Source organism: Pseudorhodoplanes sp., from assembly GCA_032027085.1.
Taxonomy (GTDB): Bacteria; Pseudomonadota; Alphaproteobacteria; order Rhizobiales; family Xanthobacteraceae; genus Pseudorhodoplanes.
In genome coordinates this window covers 1,045,673-1,064,336 of record JAVSMS010000001.1, presented here as the reverse complement: position 1 = coordinate 1,064,336, position 18,664 = coordinate 1,045,673, and the positions used below count along the sequence as shown (strand labels likewise).

Annotated in this window: 17 protein-coding genes and 2 pseudogenes; 11 read left to right on the top strand and 8 right to left on the bottom strand. The window is 62.3% G+C overall.

The window, feature by feature from the left end; all coding sequences use genetic code 11:
* Positions 1-14: 14 nt before the first annotated feature.
* The 3 genes and pseudogenes from RO009_05125 (at position 15) to RO009_05115 (ending at position 2,445) form a co-directional block, all read left to right on the top strand.
* Entirely contained in the window at positions 15-587 is a 573-nt protein-coding gene (locus tag RO009_05125) for a glycosyltransferase (protein MDT3684408.1), read from the top strand.
* Between the two features lie 65 nt (positions 588-652).
* Positions 653-1,446, top strand: a pseudogene (locus RO009_05120) (SDR family oxidoreductase).
* A 57-nt stretch (positions 1,447-1,503) separates the two neighbouring features.
* Positions 1,504-2,445, top strand: coding sequence for a helix-turn-helix domain-containing GNAT family N-acetyltransferase (locus RO009_05115; GenBank protein MDT3684407.1), 942 nt, complete (start codon positions 1,504-1,506; stop codon positions 2,443-2,445).
* Positions 2,446-2,512: 67 nt separating this feature from the next.
* Here RO009_05115 and RO009_05110 read toward each other — a convergent pair whose 3' ends face one another.
* The 4 genes from RO009_05110 to RO009_05095 form a co-directional block, all read right to left on the bottom strand.
* The gene (locus RO009_05110; GenBank protein MDT3684406.1) at positions 2,513-2,950 is read right to left on the bottom strand and encodes a hypothetical protein; all 438 of its coding nucleotides are present in this window, start codon (positions 2,948-2,950) and stop codon (positions 2,513-2,515) included.
* A gap of 240 nt (positions 2,951-3,190) precedes the next feature.
* Positions 3,191-3,559: an MmcQ/YjbR family DNA-binding protein gene (locus tag RO009_05105; GenBank protein ID MDT3684405.1), complete on the bottom strand. Its 369-nt coding sequence runs from the start codon at positions 3,557-3,559 to the stop codon at positions 3,191-3,193.
* A 25-nt stretch (positions 3,560-3,584) separates the two neighbouring features.
* Positions 3,585-4,148, bottom strand: a complete 564-nt coding sequence (moaB, locus tag RO009_05100) for a molybdenum cofactor biosynthesis protein B (GenBank protein MDT3684404.1) — start codon at positions 4,146-4,148, stop codon at positions 3,585-3,587.
* Positions 4,149-4,270: 122 nt separating this feature from the next.
* Positions 4,271-5,185, bottom strand: a complete 915-nt coding sequence (locus RO009_05095; protein ID MDT3684403.1) for a neutral zinc metallopeptidase — start codon at positions 5,183-5,185, stop codon at positions 4,271-4,273.
* Between the two features lie 256 nt (positions 5,186-5,441).
* Here RO009_05095 and RO009_05090 point away from each other — a divergent pair, with 256 nt between their 5' ends.
* The gene (locus RO009_05090) at positions 5,442-6,572 is read left to right on the top strand and encodes a site-specific DNA-methyltransferase (protein ID MDT3684402.1); all 1,131 of its coding nucleotides are present in this window, start codon (positions 5,442-5,444) and stop codon (positions 6,570-6,572) included.
* Between the two features lie 124 nt (positions 6,573-6,696).
* On the opposite strand, the gene RO009_05085 is transcribed toward RO009_05090, so the two are convergent.
* Positions 6,697-7,122, bottom strand: a complete 426-nt coding sequence (locus tag RO009_05085; protein MDT3684401.1) for a DoxX family protein — start codon at positions 7,120-7,122, stop codon at positions 6,697-6,699.
* Between the two features lie 186 nt (positions 7,123-7,308).
* On the opposite strand from RO009_05085, the gene RO009_05080 reads away from it, so the two are divergent.
* A complete protein-coding gene (locus RO009_05080) occupies positions 7,309-7,890 on the top strand; it encodes a DUF308 domain-containing protein (protein ID MDT3684400.1) in 582 nt (193 codons plus the stop codon).
* Positions 7,891-8,015: 125 nt separating this feature from the next.
* Here the strand turns inward: RO009_05080 and RO009_05075 are convergent, their stop codons facing one another.
* A complete protein-coding gene (locus RO009_05075; protein MDT3684399.1) occupies positions 8,016-8,366 on the bottom strand; it encodes a RidA family protein in 351 nt (116 codons plus the stop codon).
* A gap of 266 nt (positions 8,367-8,632) precedes the next feature.
* On the opposite strand from RO009_05075, the gene RO009_05070 reads away from it, so the two are divergent.
* Positions 8,633-9,928, top strand: coding sequence for a flavin-dependent oxidoreductase (locus tag RO009_05070; GenBank protein MDT3684398.1), 1,296 nt, complete (start codon positions 8,633-8,635; stop codon positions 9,926-9,928).
* 210 nt (positions 9,929-10,138) lie between these two features.
* Positions 10,139-10,639 (top strand): annotated as a pseudogene (locus RO009_05065) (ferritin-like domain-containing protein).
* A 524-nt stretch (positions 10,640-11,163) separates the two neighbouring features.
* Here the strand turns inward: RO009_05065 and RO009_05060 are convergent.
* Both RO009_05060 and mutY read right to left on the bottom strand, forming a co-directional pair.
* Positions 11,164-11,853, bottom strand: coding sequence for a CBS domain-containing protein (locus tag RO009_05060; protein ID MDT3684397.1), 690 nt, complete (start codon positions 11,851-11,853; stop codon positions 11,164-11,166).
* Between the two features lie 412 nt (positions 11,854-12,265).
* Positions 12,266-13,312: an A/G-specific adenine glycosylase gene (gene mutY / locus RO009_05055; GenBank protein MDT3684396.1), complete on the bottom strand. Its 1,047-nt coding sequence runs from the start codon at positions 13,310-13,312 to the stop codon at positions 12,266-12,268.
* An 81-nt stretch (positions 13,313-13,393) separates the two neighbouring features.
* Here mutY and RO009_05050 point away from each other — a divergent pair, with 81 nt between their 5' ends.
* The 4 genes from RO009_05050 (at position 13,394) to RO009_05035 (ending at position 18,653) form a co-directional block, all read left to right on the top strand.
* Complete coding sequence (locus tag RO009_05050; GenBank protein MDT3684395.1) at positions 13,394-13,867, top strand: DciA family protein; 474 nt, start codon at positions 13,394-13,396, stop codon at positions 13,865-13,867.
* A gap of 95 nt (positions 13,868-13,962) precedes the next feature.
* Positions 13,963-14,619, top strand: coding sequence for a DsbA family protein (locus RO009_05045; GenBank protein ID MDT3684394.1), 657 nt, complete (start codon positions 13,963-13,965; stop codon positions 14,617-14,619).
* 191 nt (positions 14,620-14,810) lie between these two features.
* The gene (gene smc, locus RO009_05040; protein ID MDT3684393.1) at positions 14,811-18,278 is read left to right on the top strand and encodes a chromosome segregation protein SMC; all 3,468 of its coding nucleotides are present in this window, start codon (positions 14,811-14,813) and stop codon (positions 18,276-18,278) included.
* A gap of 87 nt (positions 18,279-18,365) precedes the next feature.
* Positions 18,366-18,653, top strand: coding sequence for a PilZ domain-containing protein (locus RO009_05035; protein ID MDT3684392.1), 288 nt, complete (start codon positions 18,366-18,368; stop codon positions 18,651-18,653).
* The last annotated feature ends 11 nt before the right edge of the window (positions 18,654-18,664 follow it).

Sequence of the window (18,664 nt, the reverse complement as noted above, 5' to 3'; positions counted from 1 at the left end):
TTGCAGATCGAAGAATGCTGAGCGTCATCATTCCCACTCACGAATCGGAACGGCTGGTGGTGCGCACGCTGGCCTGTCTGGTGCAGGGCGCGACCGCGGGGCTCGTCCGCGAGGTGATTCTGGCCGACGGCGGTTCGACGGACGAAACGCAGAAGGTGGCCGATGTCGCCGGCTGCCGCTTCATGATTTTGTCCGGGCCGACGGGTGCCCGCCTCAAGGCGGCGGCGAGTGATGCGCGCGGGCCCTGGCTGCTGTTTCTGCGTCCGGGCGCGATTCTCGATCCCGAGTGGGTTACCGACATCCAGCGCTTCCTGATGACGGCCGGCGATGAAAGCGCGCCGAAGGCTGCTGCCTTCAGGCCGGCGGTCGACAGCACGCAATCCGTCTCCGGACAATTCCTGCAGCTTCTGCGTCAACTCTGGAGCGGCGGGCCGAAACCTGATCACGGCTTGCTGGTCGCGAAGATCATCTACGAGCAGCTCGGCGGGCATGTCGCCGACAGCGGCGATGCGGAAGCCGCGTTGCTCCGCAAGATCGGTCGCCGGCGGATTGCAGTGCTGCGTTCGGGCATCAGCAACTTTGGTTGAACGGCCTCTTGGAAAGTGAGTGCTTCTGCACAACTGACTCGTTCATTGCAAATGACGAGGTTGCCATGCTGATCGATTTGAAGAACAAGCGCGCGGTTGTCACCGGCTCCACCGCTGGCATCGGTTTTGCTATCGCCAAAGGTCTTGCCGCGTCCGGTGCCCATGTGGTGATCAACGGCCGCACCAGGGAGAAGGTGGAAGCCGCAAAGAAAGTCTCGCCGCTCAGATCCCCGACGCGCAGCTTACAGGCGTCGCCGCCGACCTCGGCTCTGCACAGGGTGTCAGCGATTTTGTCAGGCAGGTACCGGAGACCGACATTCTGGTGAACAACATTGGTATCTTCGAACCGAAAGCCTTTGAAGAAATTTCCGACCACGACTGGCAGCGCTTCTTCGAGGTCAATGTGATGAGCGGCGTGCGGCTCTCGCGCACTTATCTCGCCGGCATGAAAAAGAAGAATTGGGGTCGCATCGTTTTCATCTCCTCCGAGTCGGCACTGAACATTCCAGTGGAGATGATCCACTACGGGATGACCAAGACTGCGCAGCTTGCGATTTCGCGCGGCCTTGCCGAGTCGCTCGCCGGCACCGGCATCACCGTGAACTCGGTTCTGCCCGGCCCGACCCGGTCGGAAGGCGTGATCGATTTCTTCGGCAAGATGGCGAAGGAGCAGGGGCTACCGCAGGCGGAGATGGAGAAGCAGTTCATCGCGCTGCATCGCCCCACTTCGATCATCAGGCGGCTCGCCAGTGTCGATGAGGTCGCCAATATGGTGGTCTATGTTTGCTCGGAACAGGCCTCGGCGACCAGCGGGGCCGCCTTGCGCGTCGATGGCGGCCTGCTGCGCCATCTCGGGTGATAGTTGACTTAGTCAAATAACTGTTTGACACTGGCAAGCATATCGCTTGCTGATGTCATGCGCCTGATGCCCGATCCCGCTTTCGAACATCGCGTCAACGCGGTGCGGCGTTTTTCGCGCTTTTACACCCGCAAGATCGGTCTCTTGCAGGACGGACTGCTGGATTCGCCTTTCTCGCTGACCCAGGCGCGCGTGCTTTACGAGCTGGCGCACACGCCGGGTCAGACCGCGACCGACATCGCGTCCGCCCTCGGGCTTGATCCCGGTTATCTCAGCCGCATCCTGCGCGCCTTTGACGAGCAGGGGCTGATCGACCGCGAGCGTGCGCGCGCCGATGGTCGCCAGGTCGTGCTCTCCCTCACCACCAACGGTCGCAAGGCTTTTGCCGCGCTCGATCATCGCTCGCAACGCGACATGGGCATGATTTTGCGCAACCTCTCGCTCGCCGATCAGGAGCGCGTGGTCGCTGCGATGCGCAGGATCGAGGCGCTGGTTGGCGATGGCGATGGATCGGCTGCGCGCTGCATTTTGCGACGGCACCGGCCCGGTGACATGGGCTGGGTCGTCTCCGTGCATGGTGCGCTCTATGCGCAGGAATATGGCTGGGACATCAGTTTCGAGGCGCTCGTCGCCGATATCGTCGCGCAATTCATCAGGCGGTTCGATGCTCAACGCGAGCATTGCTGGATCGCCGACATGGACGGAGAGCCGGTGGGATCGGCATTTCTGGTGAAAGGCGACACCGCTGATGTAGCAAAACTGCGACTACTGATTGTCGACCCGAAAGCTCGCGGACTTGGGCTTGGCCGCAGGCTGGTCGATGAATGCATCGCTTTCGCGCGCGCCGAGGACTACCGGCAGATCACGCTTTGGACGCAAAGCATCCTTATCAGCGCACGTCGAATCTATCAGGCGGCCGGGTTCCGCTTGGTGGAAAGCAAACCGCATACAAGCTGGGGTGCGTCGCTGGTCGGAGAGACTTGGCGGCTGGATTTGTGAAACATCGCTCACGGCCCTCTCACAAGAGAGAGGGCCGCAATCGCGATTGCGTCAAGCCTGACGTTCGTCAGCCGGCAAAGGTCTCTTCTTTGCGCTCTGCCGTTTCTGTCGACGTCTTGTGCTCGTGCTCGGGGTCGGCCGGCAATTGCAGCACGGTCGCTGTCTGTCCTTCACGGAGCACGGTGACGAGCACGGTCTCTCCATTCGGGAATTCCAGAGCATCGTGATGCGAATTCGGTCGATCCATATCGATCTGTCGGAAACGGGCGACCTTTTCGCGGATAGTCGTGTATCCCATTTTCGGCAAGATCAGCCCGAGGCCGCGTTCATAGGCGACATCCTGGTCGAACGCGACTTCGGTGCCGGGACGGAGGCAGACGGCGACTTCAGGTTCGCCGACGGCCGCGAAACCGCCCGTTGTCGAGTTCATGAATTTCGTAGAAACCAGCCTGTCGCCGACTTTTGCCGGCCGCGAGGCAACATGATGCAGACTATAGTCGCACATTGAAGACATCCTTCTTCCTGCGAACAGCCGGAATGGTTGTCCTACATCAAGCAATATAGAAACGCAGAGCGGCGATGTTATGTCGGGCAAGGGGCATTGCGTCGCAATCAACTAATCTTGAATTGGATCAGTCGGTACGTGGCACTGAGCCGACAAGAGTGACAACCCGAAGATGCTGCATTGCGTTCCAAAACCGAACGTGATGAGCAACGAGGAGACTGATTACTCTTCGCCGCTTTTTTATTGGGGGTTCGCCTTGCTGCGCCGCTTTTGCGGTGCGGCGCGAGCGCTGGACCGCGTTTTTGGAAGCGCGTGCTGCCAGGCCATGACGAGCGCGGCCTTCAGTTCGGGTGCGCTGAGCCTGGCGAGGGTCGCGGTTGTCCAGCCTTGCCGGCCCCACGCATTCGGCGCGGGCGCGAATGCGTCCGGCCCAACCAGACATTTCAGCTGCTGCTCATCGGGAGTGAATTTGAGATTGGCGGTGCGTCCGTCGGCTGCAAGCGTCGCATAGATGCGAGTGACTTTGAACGCGGTGCGGTCGAAATGCGGCGCTTGCGTTGTGCCTGCGAGGGACAGCGCGGTGCGGCGGAAGTCGGCTGGGCTGGCCATATGTCCTCGGTGGATCTGCCCTCGGCTAAACCGTCGCGCCCTTAGCCTTGGCGCGGAGCAGATGCTCGTCGAGGCGCGGCATGATTTCCACGAAATTGCAGGGCCGGTAGCGATAATCGAGTTGATGGACGAGAATTTCGTCCCACGCGTCTTTGCAGGCGCCGGGCGATCCCGGCAAGCAAAAGATGTAGGTCGCGCCTGCAACGCCCGCGGTCGCGCGCGTCTGGATCGCCGATGTCCCGATCTTCGCGTGGCTGACCATCAGGAAGAGGGTAGAAAATCCTTCCATCCGTTTTTCGAACAGAGGTTCCAGCGCTTCAGGCGTCACGTCGCGGCCGGTGAAGCCGGTGCCGCCGGTGCTGATGATGACGTCGATCGCCGGGTCGCCGATCCATTGCTTCACCTGCGCGCGGATTTTCTCCACGTCATCGGTGACGATGGCGCGCGCGCCGACAGTGTGTCCTGCCTTCTCAATGCGCTCAACAAGTGTTGCGCCCGATTTGTCGTCGGCGAACGCGCGCGTATCGGATACGGTAAGGACCGCGATCTTGAGCGGAATGAATTGTCTGGTTTCGTCGATGCCGGGCATGATTTCTATTTACGTCATCCTGCGGCGCGGGCGAATCCCGCGAACCCGGAATCCAGAACTAAACGCAAATCGTTGAATCTGGATTCCGGGTCCGGCGCAACTGCGCCTCCCGGCATGACCAGTCACAGATTCGCCGCCTGGAACGTATTGCAGGCCGACACCCGGCCTTCCTTGAAGCCGATGGTGAACCAGCGCTGCCGCTGCGCGGCCGAGCCATGCGTGAATGAGTCAGGCACGACGCGACCCTGTGCCTTGCGCTGCAAGGTGTCGTCCCCGATCGCGGACGCGGTCGACAGCGCCGCCTCGATATCGCCGGGCTCGATAAAGTTGACTTTGCGCTGCGCGTGATTGGCCCAGACGCCGCCGAAGCAGTCCGCCTGCAATTCCACCCGGACCTGGATGTTGTTCGCTTGCGCGCGGCTGCCGGCCTGCTGCTGCATCTGTTGCGCGCGCGGCAAGATGCCGAGCAAATTCTGGATGTGATGGCCGACCTCATGCGCGATCACATAGGCCTGCGCAAATTCGCATTGCTTGCCGCGACAGGCGTTGAAGCGCGTTTCCATTTCTCGAAAGAAAGACGTGTCAAGAAATACGCGGCGATCGAGGGGACAATAAAATGGCCCCATCGCCGACTGCGCGAAGCCGCAGGCGGATTGCGTCGCGCCGGCGAAAAGGCGCAGCCGCGGCGGGCGGTATTGCTGTCCGTTTTGTGCGAAGATTTCGGTCCACACATCTTCGGTCGAGCCGAGCACGGCGGATACGAATTGGCCTTGCCGGTCGCTCGGGGCGCCCGCCTGCCGATCCGGCGTCTGCTGGCGCTCGATCTGCTGCTGGCCGCCGCCGATGATTTCCGCACCGCCAATCAGGATCCGAGGGTCAATCCCGAGAGCCCATCCGAGCAGGCCAAGCACGATAATGGTTCCGATGCCGAGGCCGCCGCTGCCGCCAGGGATGGGAAAACCTCCGCCGCGCCCAACGCCGCCTTCGCCGCGCACATCTTCGACATTGTCGCTGCGGCGAAAATCCTCCCAGCGCATCGCGATCCTCCAGCACATCCGGTGCTTGTAATTGTCACCGATGAAAAGTGTTCCGTCCACACCGTCGCGCGAGGGTATTTATGTACGCCCGCGCAAATTGCGACATCCAAATTATCGTTACCAAAAGGTTGTCGGCGACGGCATCCAAATACTTAAAATCATTTGCGAATTTTTTACCTTGGGACGCGACACTGCGCGCGTGTCGGTTGTAGGTCCCGCGTCGCCGACCGCGTCGCCTGAGTCAGAGTTCTGAGTCATGGTTGTTTCGCGTCGCGGGGCGCCCCTTCGGGCGCCCCGTCTGACTTCAGACAAGGCTGAACCCAGCGCCCGCATTCTAGTGGGCGATTGCGTGGCGCAGATGGCCAAGCTGCCGGCCGCGAGTGTCGATCTGGTCTTCGCCGATCCGCCATATAATTTGCAATTGCAGAGCGACCTGAAACGTCCGGACGATTCCCGCGTCGATGCAGTCGACGATGACTGGGACAAGTTTTCAAGCTTCGCTGCTTACGACGATTTCACCCGCGCCTGGCTCCTGGCTGCGCGGCGGCTGATGAAGCCCTCCGCCACGATCTGGGTGATCGGCTCCTATCACAACATCTTCCGCGTCGGCGCGATCATGCAGGACCTCGGCTTCTGGATTCTCAATGATGTGATCTGGCGCAAGAACAATCCGATGCCGAATTTCCGCGGCCGGCGGTTCACCAACGCACATGAGACCATGATCTGGGCATCGCGCGATGCAAATGCCAAGGGCTACACCTTCAACTACGAAGCTTTGAAAGCCGGCAACGAGGATGTGCAGGTCCGCTCCGACTGGACCTTGCCGCTATGCACGGGCGAGGAGCGGCTGAAAGGCGGGGACGGCAAGAAGCTGCATCCAACCCAGAAACCGGAAGCCTTGCTCGCCCGCGTGATCTTGTCGTCATCGCGGCCCGACGATCTGGTGCTCGATCCATTCAACGGCACCGGCACGACAGGCGCCGTCGCCAAGCGCCTCGGCCGCCGTTATATCGGCTGTGAGCGCGACGAAACCTATGCCAAGGCGGCGATGAAACGCATCGCGGCGGTCGAGCCGCTGGAAAAGCCGACGCTGGCCCCTTTCATGACCGCGCGGGAAGCGCCGCGCGTGCCCTTCTCGGCCCTACTGGAGCGCGGTCTGGTCTCGGCCGGTGCGAAGCTGGTCGATGCCAAGAAGCGGCACAAGGCGCTGGTGCGCGCCGACGGCGCCATCTCTCTCGGCGAGAATGTCGGCTCCATCCACCGCATCGGTGCGCTGGCGCAGGGTCTGGAAGCCTGCAACGGCTGGACCTTCTGGCATGTCGAAACCAAGAAGGGCCTCACCCTGATCGACGAACTCCGCGCGCAGGTCCGCGCGGAGATGGCGTGATTTAAGCGCGGTGCTCAATTTTCGGGGTCATGGCCGGGCTTGTCCCGGCCATCCACGCCCTTGCGGGCGGCAAAGACGGGGATGCCCGCGACAAGCGCCGGCATGACGTCATCTGTTGATCGACTTACCGCTTGGGGCCATTTCCCGCGCCGCTGCTGTAGCGTGACAGGATCGCCACGATCATCAGCCCGCCGATCACGGTGACATGCTCGGTCGCGGTGTGGAAAGCCTTGATCGCGTCCGGCCCCTGCATGCTCCAGAAATGATGCACCAGCGGAATGGTCAGCGCGGTGAACACCGCGAGCGCGCCGGCCCCGAGCCAGGTCCAGCGGTTGACGATGATCAGCAGCGAGCCGCCGAGCTGGGTGATGATCGTCGCGACATTCATCAGCACCGGCTGCGGCAGGTTGAACATCGCCATCTCGGCGACGCCTTCCTGGAAATTGATCAGCTTGGCGAGGCCGCTGCCCCAAAAGGTGAAGGTGAGCACGACGCGGGCGAGGAAAGCAAACCAGCTCTGGTCGAGCAGGCGAGCGATGATCTCGGGCATATCAGGGTCCCCGGGCATTGAATGCGCCTTGATTCGCAACGGCCGCGAATCGTCGACACGATGTGCTGCATAGCATGAGTGCGACGCATGGCTGCAACGCCCGCGGTCGCGTCGATTTGAAGCAAAAGCCGGTATTCGCTGTGCGCAGCAGCCGCTAGAATTGCCAATCATTCGAGGGAGGCTGTCATGCCCAGGATGCTGACGATGGATGCGGAGGCCCTGAAGAAATACCGCCTCTGGTACATGATTTATGGACTCATTCTGATCGCGCTGGGATTGTTCGCGATCGCCATGCCCTATGTCGCAACCATTGCCGTCGAGCTGACGGTGGGTTGGCTGCTGGTGATCGGCGGCGTGCTTGGGCTGATCGCCTCGTTCTCCGGCGGGCAATCGGCGCCGGGCTTCTGGTGGAATCTTCTGATCGCCATTCTCTCTCTGCTCGCCGGCGTTGCGCTGCTCTGGCATCCGGTCGCCGGCACGGTGACGCTGACGCTCATCCTTGTCGCCTATCTGATCTCCGGCGGCGTCGCCAAGGCCTTGATGGCCGTCAATATGCGCAACCCTTTGCCAAAGGCCTGGGGCTGGATGCTGTTCAGCGCGCTGGTCGATATCGGGCTTGCGGTGCTGATTATGTCCGGCTGGCCGGGCACCGCCGGCTGGGTGATCGGGCTGTTCGTGGGCATCAACCTGCTGATGACCGGCGTGGCGCTTGTCGTCGCCTCGATCTACAGCCGTGACATCACGCGGGTGACAGTCAGGGCGGCGTAGCACTTCCCGTCATGGCCGGGCCGCGCCTGAAGGCGCGAGTCCCGGCCATCACGTCTCTATGCAAGGAAGACGTGGATGCCCGCGACAAGTGCGAGCATGACCAAAATTTACTTCTGCAACGAGTGTCACCGCGCCGCCGTCACCATGATCTCCACCTTGTAATCCGGCGTCGCGAGCTTTGCCTCGACCGTCGCACGTGCCGGCGTATTGCCGGGCGAAACCCAGGCGTCCCACACCGCGTTCATCTCAGCGAAGTTCGCCATGTCGGTGATCCAGATATTGGCAGTCAAAAGCTTGCTCTTGTCGGAGCCCGCCTTGGCGAGAAAGCCGTCGATCTGCGCCAGGATATTCTTGGTCTGCTCGGTGACGCTCTTGCCCTTCGGCTCGTCGGCGACAATGCCCGCCAGATAGACGGTGTTGCCGTGCACCACGGCCTTGCTCATGCGCGGGCCAGTCTCGAAACGCTGGATGGTCATTTTCTATCCTCTTCTGACACAATCGGCATTCCTAACGGCCGGGTCGCGTCTTGCAAGTCCCGCGGCTTTAGGGTTGAAGCCCGAGTGGAGCCAACGGGTCCGCGCAAAGCGCGGCCTGATGGTAAACTCAGCGGAATGCGTGGAAGACATCCCGGATTTCGCTTCGCTTTATCCGGAACTGGCAAGCCCGCCGGCATAGGCTATTCTTGCCGCAACCGGGGCGCTGTGACAGAACCCGCACTACTGTTACGTAAGGGACCTTTCTCATGACCGTGCTTGTGGCCGGGGGCGGCATCGGCGGCCTCACCGTGGCGCTTAGCCTGCATCAGATCGGCGTGCAGGTGCGGGTATTCGAAAGCGTGGCCGAGCTGAAGCCGCTCGGCGTCGGCATCAATGTGCTGCCGCATGCATGCCGCGAGCTGATCGAGCTCGGCCTGCTCGACAAACTGGACGAGACCGGCGTGCGCACCCGCGAGCTCGCCTATTACTCCAAACACGGCAAGCAGATCTGGACGGAGCCGCGCGGCCTCGAGGCCGGTTACAAATGGCCGCAATTCTCTATTCACCGCGGCATCCTCCACCAGTTGCTGCTCAATACCGCGCGCGAGCGCATTGGCAGCGGCAACATCCTCACCGGACATCATCTGCAGGACTGGACCGAAACTGCGAATGGCGTGCGCGCCCGCTTCACTGACAAGACTGGCGCGCTTGCCGGCGAGCATGAAGGCGCGCTCCTGATCGGCGCCGACGGCATCCATTCGGCGATGCGGGCGAAGCTCTATCCGGACGAGGGCGCGCCGATCTGGAACGGCCGCATCCTCTGGCGTGGCGTCACCGAAAGCGAGCCGTTCCTGTCCGGCCGCACCATGATCATGGCCGGCCATGAGGTCCTGAAATTCGTCTGCTATCCGATCTCGCGCGCCGCCACCGAACGCGGCCGGCCGATGATCAACTGGATCGCCGAGCGTCTCTTGCCTCCCGACTATCAATGGCGACGCGAAGATTATAACCGCGCCGGCAAGCTGGACGAGTTCCTGCCGTATTTCGAGTCATGGAAGTTCGACTGGCTCGACGTGCCGAGCCTGATCCGCAACGCGCAATATTGCTACGAATATCCGCTGGTTGACCGCGACCCGTTGGAGAAATGGACCTTCGGTCGCGTCACTCTGCTGGGCGATGCCGCACATCCTATGTACCCCATCGGCTCCAACGGCGCCTCGCAGGCGATCCTCGATGCGCGGGTGCTGGCGCGCGAAATCCTCGCCAGGGGTGAGACGCCGGAAGCCTTGCAGGCCTATGAGGACGAGCGCAGGCCGGCGACCACGCAGCTTGTGCTGCTGAACCGCAAGAACGGTCCCGAGCAGGTGATGCAGCTTGTGGAGGAGCGCGCCCCTGATGGCTTCGAGACCGTCACCGACGTGCTGACCCGGCAGGAGCTGGAGGACATCGCCGCAAACTACAAGAAGGTCGCCGGCTTCCAGGTCGATGCGCTGAACGCCAAGCCGCCAATCGTGCCGGTCCCGGCAGTGGCGGTCGGCCGACGCGTCGAGGCAGCGGAATAAGGCAGGCTTTCGCCTGCCGCTTCAACTTCGTCACCCTGAGATGCCCGCCGAAAAGACGGGCCTCGAAGGGTATCAGCCGCCATTCTTCGAGGCTCGCTCAGGTCGTCCGCTTGCACCTCAGGATGACGGTACAGGGACGGAGCAAGTGGCTCCGGAACTTCCGCAGCCCCTGCCGCTTATCTCTTTTGATCCCCACAGCAGGAGGCGAAGATGGGTTGGTTTTCTCCCGACATCGAGAACATGAACGATCTGTTCGTGCACGGCATGCAGGACATTTATTACGCCGAACATCAGATCGAAAAGGCGCTGCCGGACATGATCGCCAAGGCGTCCGACGGCGAGCTGAAAAAGGGCTTTCAGATGCATCTGAAGCAGACCAAAAGCCAGATCAAGCGGCTCGATCAAGCCTTCAAGAAAATGAAGATGCAGCCGCAGGGCCATAAATGCCCGGCCATTGACGGCATCATCGACGAGGCCAACGAGATCGCCAGCGAGGTCGACGACAAGATGGTGCTGAACGCGGCGCTGATCGGCGCGGCTCAGGCGGTCGAGCATTACGAGATCACGCGCTACGGCACGCTGGTGACCTGGGCGAAGCTCCTCGGGCGCAACGATGTCGCAAAACTTCTCTATACCAATCTGCGCGAGGAAAAGGCGACCGACACCAAGCTCAACGGCATCGCCAAGCGCAAAATCAACAAGAAGGCGGCGGCCAAGATGGCGAAGAAAAGGAAAGTGAGCCGCAAGGATGAAGAACGCATGATGATGGCTGCCGCAGGAATCCCGGCGGTGTAGCGTCAGGTTCATTCATGTTGAATTACTCCGCCCTCATCCAGAGGAGCGTAGCGTAGCTGCGCGTCTCGAAGGACAAGCAAGTCGCTGTTGCGCGACTTGCGCAGCTAAATGAGCCAATCTCGGGCAAGCCCGAAATTGGTGGCCCATCCTTCGAGACGCATTGCTTCGCAATGCTCCTCAGAGCCTGGCCGAAAATGCAGCCAATGAAAATCAGGCCTTTGCAGTTACGGTCATGCCCGCGCCCCGTTCCGGCCGAAGGCCGGCCGGAGTGAAACTTGTCGCGGGCATCCACGTCTTAATCCCATTCCCAAGAAAACCTGGATAGCCGGGGCAAGAAAGAATCGCATTTCAAGTGGTTAGCGAGGGCCTGAAAAAGCTGGCTGTATCTTTAGTCAGACTAGACAAGCGCTTCAGCCAAGCGCCGGGTGGAATAGCAGGCGTTATTCGCCCAGCGAACCGCGGAAGACCCGCAGCTTGTCGTTCACGACACAGACGCCCGGCGTGCATTCGGCGACCACGCACGCGGCCTTGCGCTCTTCCTCGCTGCCAACAACGCCCCACAGGTCGACAGTGCCGTCGCGGACGATCACATTGATCATGCCGTGTCCCCACGGCTTGTTCTCGATCTCGGCCGTCACCGCCTGACGCAGCCTGTCATCGGCGTCGTCGACCGGGGCGTCATGCCTGCCGCTCGCGAGCGCCTGCACGAGATTGGCCCGGCTGATGATGCCCACGATATTCCCGTCCTTGACGATCGGCACGCGCTTCACGCCGTGCCGCTCCATCAGATCCGCGACCGTCTCCAGCGGCGTGTCGGGATCCGCTGTCAGGACCTGCGTCGTCATCACATCCTTGGCCTTGAGGCCGTGCGCCTTTGTGAATTCCGCCGCGAGGCTGCGGTTGGAACTGATCATTTCGAGCCACCAGGGATGGCGGCGCTCGGTGCCCGTTTCCACGCGCCGGATCAGATCGCCTTCCGATACGATGCCCACCAGCTTGCCGTCCATCGACACAACCGGCACGGCGCTGATGCCGTTCTTGACCAGCGTGTTGGCAACCGCCTGAACCGACAGATCGGGTCCGACGCATATGGCGTGACTTGTCATGACATCGCGGGCTTGCATGGCCATTCCTCTTTCCTAAACGTAGTAAAACATGCCGGTGCGGTCGAGGTTTTGAGGCAGATCAAGCAGTGCAGATCTGCGACGAACCCGCAGGTGGTGCTATCGCACTGGCACGCTGCATGATGATGTCTTTGGCGCCACGTATGCATGACGCTTGTGCTCAACACATGGCGCAAGCCCAGTATCGCCGCGGCGCCGCCGCCAAGCGACCGCGCCCGCAATATAGGAATCTGTTGAAAATAGCCGATCAAGGCTAGGATGCCTGCAATCGCCGCGAGGCAATAACGGCATCTTGAACAGTCGGTGCTGGTCGGACCGGGAAACAGGTCCGAATGCCGGTAGGGCGGATTAGCGAAGCGTAATCCGCCACTCACGGTGCCTCGCGTGAAATCGGCGCAATACGCTTCTTTATTACGCCCTACGTCTTCATCCCATGCGCGATCACCTTGCGCATGACGTTTGGAAACGCCTCGCCGTCGATCTCATCGAACGCAATCCAGCGCATGCCGTTCGGTGCGCGTGTTGCCTTCGCCACCTGCGCGCGATAGACGGCAAGCTCAAGCGGGAAATGCGTGAATACGTGACTCACGACACCGACGCCGCGATGCCATTTTGCTTTCAGCGGCGCGTGCCTGAGCGCAGCCGTCTCATCGAAGCCGTGCGTCCACGCCGTGGTCGGCACTTCCGTCATCTTCGCCAGCAATCCCTTGTCCGGCCGCGTGCGCACGAGCAGGGCGCCATCCGCGCGCGTGACCACGAAGGCCGCGCCGCGCCGCAGCTTGCCGTTCGCCTTTGGGACTTTGCGCGGAAACGTCTCCTGGTCGCCGCGCCGGCGCGCAAGGCACGGCTCGCTCCACGGGCATAAAGAGCAGGCCGGCTTCTTTGGCGAACAGATGGTTGCGCCGAGATCCATCATCGCCTGCGCGAAATCGCCGGGCCGGTGCGCGGGCGTCAAGGTTTCCGCCAGCGCCTTGATGTGCGGCTTCGCGCCTGGCAATGGCTCTTCAACAGCGAAGAGCCGTGAAATCACCCGCTCGATATTGCCGTCGACCGGCGTCGCCTTGCGGTCGAAGGCGATAGCAGCGATAGCCGCCGCCGTGTAGGGGCCGATCCCGGGCAGGGCGAGCAATTCGTCCTCAGTATCGGGAAAGACGCCGCCGTGCTTTTCGATGATCGCACGAGCACAGGCGTGAAGATTGCGAGCTCGCGCGTAATAGCCCAGTCCCGCCCAGAGCTTCAGCACTTCTATGAGCATTGCGGAACCGAGATCGGACACCGTCGGCCAGCGCTGAAGGAAGCGCGCGTAATAGGGCGCGACCGCTTTCACGGTCGTCTGCTGCAGCATGATTTCCGACAGCCACACCGCGTAAGGGTCTGGTCGCGCGCCCTTTTCCGCGCGCCACGGAAGCCTGCGCCGGTGCCGGTCGTACCAGGCGAGAAGGGCGCCGGCCGATGCCAGTGGCATCTGTTCTTTCGCTGTTGCTTTCTTTTGCCGCGTGCGCGCTTTTGCTAGCGTCATATAAGTGATCTGACAGAGGCTTTTGCAGTGAACAAGCCCAGACCCCATGCCCGTCCACTGGCGGATGTTGCGGCCGCGCTGCTCAATGACAGTTTTCGGAAACAGGGCTTCGCCTCGAAGGAGCTCGTCACATCATGGCCCGAGATCATCGGTGCCGATGTCGCCATCTGTGCCGAACCTGTCAAAATCCAGTGGCCGCGCGGGCTTGAGGGCGATGCCCAGCAGCCCGGCACGCTGGTGCTGCGGGTGGAAGGGCCTGCGGCCATCGAAATCCAGCATCTGTCCGGAGTGATCCTGGAGCGGGTAAACCGCTTTTTCGGCTGGCAGGCGGTCAGCCGCCTCGCCATCCGGCAGGCGCCGGTCTCCGCGCGGCGGAAGAAGGAACGGCGGAATATCGACCCGGAAAAGGCGAGGAACATCGAAAAAACACTGGGAATCATCGAGGACGATGATCTACGGCGGGCACTCGGGCGTCTGGGGGCTGCCATCAAACGCTCGTGACTGCGAAATCGCCCTTGCGATGTGGCCCGCCATTGCCACATTTGCCGGGAAAAGGTAGCCCAGACGCGAATTTAGCTTCAGCGCAGGAGTTTTCAGTGAGCATCACCCGACGGAATTTTCTGACAGGCACGGCCGCCCTCGCGTTCGCCGCGACGGCTCTGTCTGCGCTGGACCTGCGCCTGATCGACTCCGCTTTCGCGCAATCGCCAAGCCCGGCCGATCTCGCCGTTGCCGGACCTTTGGGCGATCAGGTTCTGGGCAAAGATGATGCTCCCGTGACCATCATCGAATACGCCTCGATGACCTGCAGTCACTGCGCCACTTTCCATAACAGCACCTATCCGGAGCTCAAGAAGCGCTACATCGACACCGGCAAGGTCAAATACATCCTGCGGGAATTCCCTCTCGATCCGCTGGCCGCCGGCGCCTTCATGCTCGCTCGCTGCGCCGGCAAGGACAAATACTACCCGATGGTCGAAATCCTGTTCCAGAAGCAGAAAGACTGGGTGGTGCAGAAGCCGATCGAGCCGCTGATGGCGATCGCCAAACAGGCCGGGTTCACCGAGGAAAGCTTCAATTCCTGCCTGCAGGACCAGAAGATGCTGGAAGGCATCGAGCAGGTCCGCGCCCGGGCCTCCGAGAAGCTGGGCGTCAACTCCACCCCTACTTTCTTCATCAATGGCAAGGTCCATCGCGGCTCCCTCACCATTGAGGAACTGGAAAAGCAGATTGCGCCCCTTCTTAAGAGCTAGGCGGGGCTTTCTGTGGGTTCCGGAAGGTAAAATACGGGGGAAGGCTTGCTCCCGCCCGCCCGGCTATTCATTCTCCGCGCCAACGAGCGCTTCGGAAGTGAGTCGCTGTTCCGAGGTCGCGTATGGATCGTCCGGCCGGGCGTTCGCCGGCTTCGGACAGAAACGTCATTACTGGAAAGAAAAACTCATCCATGAAGCTGAGTCGTCTGCGGCTGATTGGCTTTAAGTCCTTTGTCGAACCAACAGATTTCCTGATTGAGCCGGGTCTTACCGGCGTCGTCGGGCCGAATGGCTGCGGCAAGTCGAATCTTGTCGAGGCCCTGCGGTGGGTCATGGGCGAGACGTCGCATAAATCCATGCGCGCCGCCGACATGAACGACGTCATCTTCAGCGGCTCCGGCAACCGGCCTTCGCGCAACAATGCCGAAGTGGCGATGGCGATCGACAATTCCGACAAGACCGCGCCGGCAGCGTTCAATGAATTCGACACGCTGGAGGTCTCACGCCGTATCGAACGCGATCAGGGCTCGACCTATCGCATCAACGGCCGTGAAGTGCGCGCCCGCGACGTGCAGATCCTGTTTGCTGATGCTTCGACCGGCGCGCGTTCGCCGGCGCTGGTGCATCAGGGCCGCATCGGCGAGATTATCCAGGCGAAACCGGAACAGCGTCGCCGCGTGCTCGAAGAGGCGGCCGGCATCTCCGGCCTGCATGCGCGTCGTCATGAAGCGGAACTGCGCCTGCGAGCAGCCGAGCAGAATTTGCAGCGCTTGGAGGACGTGATCGGTCAACTCTCCGGCCAGATGGACGCGCTCAAACGTCAGGCGCGGCAGGCCGTGCGCTATCGTGAAGTTGCAGCGAAAGTCCGCCGGCAGGAAGCGACGCTATTCCACCTGCGCTGGGTGAACGCCAATACCGAAGTTGGCGAGTCGGAACGCGCGCGCGATCTCGGTGTGCGTGAAGTTGCAGCGGCCACCTTGGCGCAGACTGAAGCTGCAAAATTGCAGGAGGAAGCGGCAGCGGCAGTGCCGCCCTTGCGCGACGCCGAAGCCCGCGCGGGCGCCGCCCTGCAGCGGCTGGTCGTCGCGCGCGAGACTCTGGATCGCGAGGAAGCGCGCGCCAGGGAGCGTATCGCCGAACTCGAACGCCGCATCGTGCAGATGAACGAGGACATCGCGCGCGAGCGTCAGCTTGCGGCCGATTCCGAATCCTCGCTCGAGCGTTTGACTGCCGAGGCGGGCGAATTGCGCCGCCAGCTTGAGGCCGGCGAAAGCCGCCGCAATGACGTCGGCCAGCGCGTGGTGGATGCCGACAGCGTCCTCTCCGTGTCGGAAAAATCCTTTGCTGAACTGACCGGCCAGCTTGCCGATCTGACTGCCCGCCGAAACGCGCTTGAAGGGTCGGCACGCGAACAGACCGAGCGTGTGTCGCGGCTTGAGCGTGAGGTCGCCGAAGTCGACGCCGAAATGGCGCGCATCGCCAGCGAGGCGAGCGGCGGTCCCGATCTTGCCCAGCTTGCCGCCGCCGTCGAAGCCGCGCAGCAGGCCGTTCTGGAAGGTGAGGCTGCCGCCACCCGCGCCGAAGTCGCGCATTCGACCGCGCGCCAGGGGCTTGATGCTGCCCGCAAGCCCTTGGCGGAAGCCGAGCGCCGTGCGCATCGGCTGGAGACGGAAGCCAAGACCTTGGCCAAATTGCTGCACGTCGACGCCGGCAATTTGTGGCCTTCGGTGATCGACCAACTGACTGTCGAGAAAGGGTACGAGACTGCGCTTGGCGCGGCTTTGGGCGATGATCTGGAAGCGCCCATCGATCCGCAAGCGCCGATGCGCTGGGGTGGCGCGGCAATCGATCCGTCCGATCCGGCCTTGCCGGCGGGCGTCGAAGCTTTGGCGACGCATGTCAACGCGCCTCAGGAATTGTCGCGCCGCCTGCGCCAGATTGGCGTGGTCGATCGCAATGAAGCCGCCCGTTTCGTGTCCGCGCTGAAACCGGGCCAGCGCTTGGTATCGCGTGAGGGCGACCTGTGGCGCTGGGACGGCTTTGCCGTCGCCGCCAACGCGCCGACCGGAGCGGCACGTCGTCTCGCCGAGCGCAATCGCCTGACCGAGATCGAAGCTGAATTGCAGGCCGCCCGCGCCGATGCCGATGCCAAGCGGCAGGCGGTTGCGGCGGCGGAGGCCGAGGCCAAGGCAGCGACGGAAGCCGAAACCGCCGCCCGCACACGTTGGCGCGATCTGCAGCGGGAAGCCGACGCCGCGCGCGAGCGTCATGCTGCCGCCGAACGCGAAATCAACCAGAAGACGGCTCGCCGGTCTGCACTGACCGAGGCAAAGACCCGTCTCGGCGACAACCTCGCCGAAGCCGTTGCCGCGCGTGACGAGGCCCAGCGTGCATTGTCCGATCTCCCGCCGGCCGCCGAACTTGAAAGCGAGCTCGGTACCGTGCGTGAGGAAATCGGCGCGCATCGCGTCCATCTCGCTGAAGTGCGTGCGGAAGCGCAGGCGCTGGCGCGCGAAGCGGAAATCGCCCGCAAGCGGCTGGAAGCGATTGCCAGCGAGCAGCGGTCCTGGATTGAAACCAGGGAGCGTACGGCAACCCAGACTGCCACGCTTGAACAGCGCCTGACCGAAGCCCAGACCGAGCGCGACGGACTCGCCGACGCTCCGCAACTGTTCGAGGAAAAGCGTGTCGCGCTGATCGGCGAGGTGCAGGCCGCGGAGGCTGCCCAGCGCGAAGCGGGCGACCGACTGGCGCAGGGCGAAAGGGTTCTGTCTGAAGCCAATGCCGCGGTGCGCGCCGCATTGGAAGCTTTGAGCGCGGCACGCGAGCAATCGGCGCGCTCCGAGGAGCGCGCGGAGGCCGCCAAGCGCCGTCTAGCCGATATCGCGCATGAAATTCGCGAGATGCTGGAGGTTGAACCTGAAGGCGTTGCGGCACTTGCCGAAATTGCGGATGGGGCGGTGCTTCCCGACGTTGCTGACATAGAAGCCGATCTCGAAAAGCTGCGGCGGGATCGCGAGCGGCTTGGCGCGGTCAATCTGCGCGCCGAAGAAGAATTGCGCGAGGTCGAAACCCAGCATACGTCGCTGGTCACCGAGCGCGACGACCTGGTCGAAGCGATCAAGCGCCTGCGTCAGGGCATCCAGAACCTGAACCGCGAGGCGCGTGAGCGCCTGCTCGCATCATTTGAAGTCGTCAATGGTCACTTCAAGAAGCTGTTCACCGAATTGTTCGGCGGCGGCCAGGCCGAATTGCAGTTGATCGAGAGCGATGATCCGCTCGAGGCGGGCCTCGAAATTCTGGCCAAGCCTCCGGGCAAGAAGCCGCAGACGCTGTCGCTGCTCTCCGGTGGTGAGCAAGCATTGACCGCAATGGCATTGATCTTCGCGGTGTTCCTCACCAATCCGGCGCCGATCTGCGTGCTGGACGAGGTGGACGCGCCGCTCGACGACCACAATGTGGAGCGCTTCTGCGATCTGCTTGATGAGATGACGAAGCTTACCGACACGCGCTTCGTCATCATCACCCACAATCCGATCACCATGGCGCGCATGAACCGGCTGTTCGGCGTCACCATGGCGGAGCGCGGCGTGTCGCAGCTCGTTTCGGTGGACCTCGAAGCCGCCGTGAAGATCAGGGATCAGGCCGGCGCGGCCTGATCCATCGCGACTGTTCACACAGACGTTAGGATATAGGATTTCTTCCGCCCCTTTTGTCGTTCATGCGACTCAGCGCATGCTGGCCCAATGAGCGAAGAACGCAGAGGCAGCAAGCGCCAGACGGTCGAATATCCGGTGTGGATCGACACGACCGATGGTCGGGTCCTGCAGGGCACGCTCGCCGACGCGTCGGAGACCGGCGCCCGAGTTCGCATGAACAGCCCCTCGGACCTGCCGGGCCGGGTGCTGTTGAGATTGACCGAGGCGGCAAGCCCTCGGCGTGTCTGCGATGTCATCTGGCGGTCGGAGACCGAACTTGGCCTTCGCTTCCAGACCCGGGCTTTGCCCTTCAGGAAAAAGGCCTGGATCGGCTAATGCCGGCGCAC

Coding starts and splice junctions, on each gene's coding strand:
- RO009_05125 (MDT3684408.1), top strand. CDS start 15: ATGCTGAGCGTCATCATTCCCACTCACGAATCGGAACGGCTGGTGGTG.
- RO009_05115 (MDT3684407.1), top strand. CDS start 1,504: ATGCGCCTGATGCCCGATCCCGCTTTCGAACATCGCGTCAACGCGGTG.
- RO009_05110 (MDT3684406.1), bottom strand. CDS start 2,950: ATGTGCGACTATAGTCTGCATCATGTTGCCTCGCGGCCGGCAAAAGTC.
- RO009_05105 (MDT3684405.1), bottom strand. CDS start 3,559: ATGGCCAGCCCAGCCGACTTCCGCCGCACCGCGCTGTCCCTCGCAGGC.
- moaB (MDT3684404.1), bottom strand. CDS start 4,148: ATGCCCGGCATCGACGAAACCAGACAATTCATTCCGCTCAAGATCGCG.
- RO009_05095 (MDT3684403.1), bottom strand. CDS start 5,185: ATGCGCTGGGAGGATTTTCGCCGCAGCGACAATGTCGAAGATGTGCGC.
- RO009_05090 (MDT3684402.1), top strand. CDS start 5,442: ATGGTTGTTTCGCGTCGCGGGGCGCCCCTTCGGGCGCCCCGTCTGACT.
- RO009_05085 (MDT3684401.1), bottom strand. CDS start 7,122: ATGCCCGAGATCATCGCTCGCCTGCTCGACCAGAGCTGGTTTGCTTTC.
- RO009_05080 (MDT3684400.1), top strand. CDS start 7,309: ATGCCCAGGATGCTGACGATGGATGCGGAGGCCCTGAAGAAATACCGC.
- RO009_05075 (MDT3684399.1), bottom strand. CDS start 8,366: ATGACCATCCAGCGTTTCGAGACTGGCCCGCGCATGAGCAAGGCCGTG.
- RO009_05070 (MDT3684398.1), top strand. CDS start 8,633: ATGACCGTGCTTGTGGCCGGGGGCGGCATCGGCGGCCTCACCGTGGCG.
- RO009_05060 (MDT3684397.1), bottom strand. CDS start 11,853: ATGGCCATGCAAGCCCGCGATGTCATGACAAGTCACGCCATATGCGTC.
- mutY (MDT3684396.1), bottom strand. CDS start 13,312: ATGCCACTGGCATCGGCCGGCGCCCTTCTCGCCTGGTACGACCGGCAC.
- smc (MDT3684393.1), top strand. CDS start 14,811: ATGAAGCTGAGTCGTCTGCGGCTGATTGGCTTTAAGTCCTTTGTCGAA.
- RO009_05035 (MDT3684392.1), top strand. CDS start 18,366: ATGAGCGAAGAACGCAGAGGCAGCAAGCGCCAGACGGTCGAATATCCG.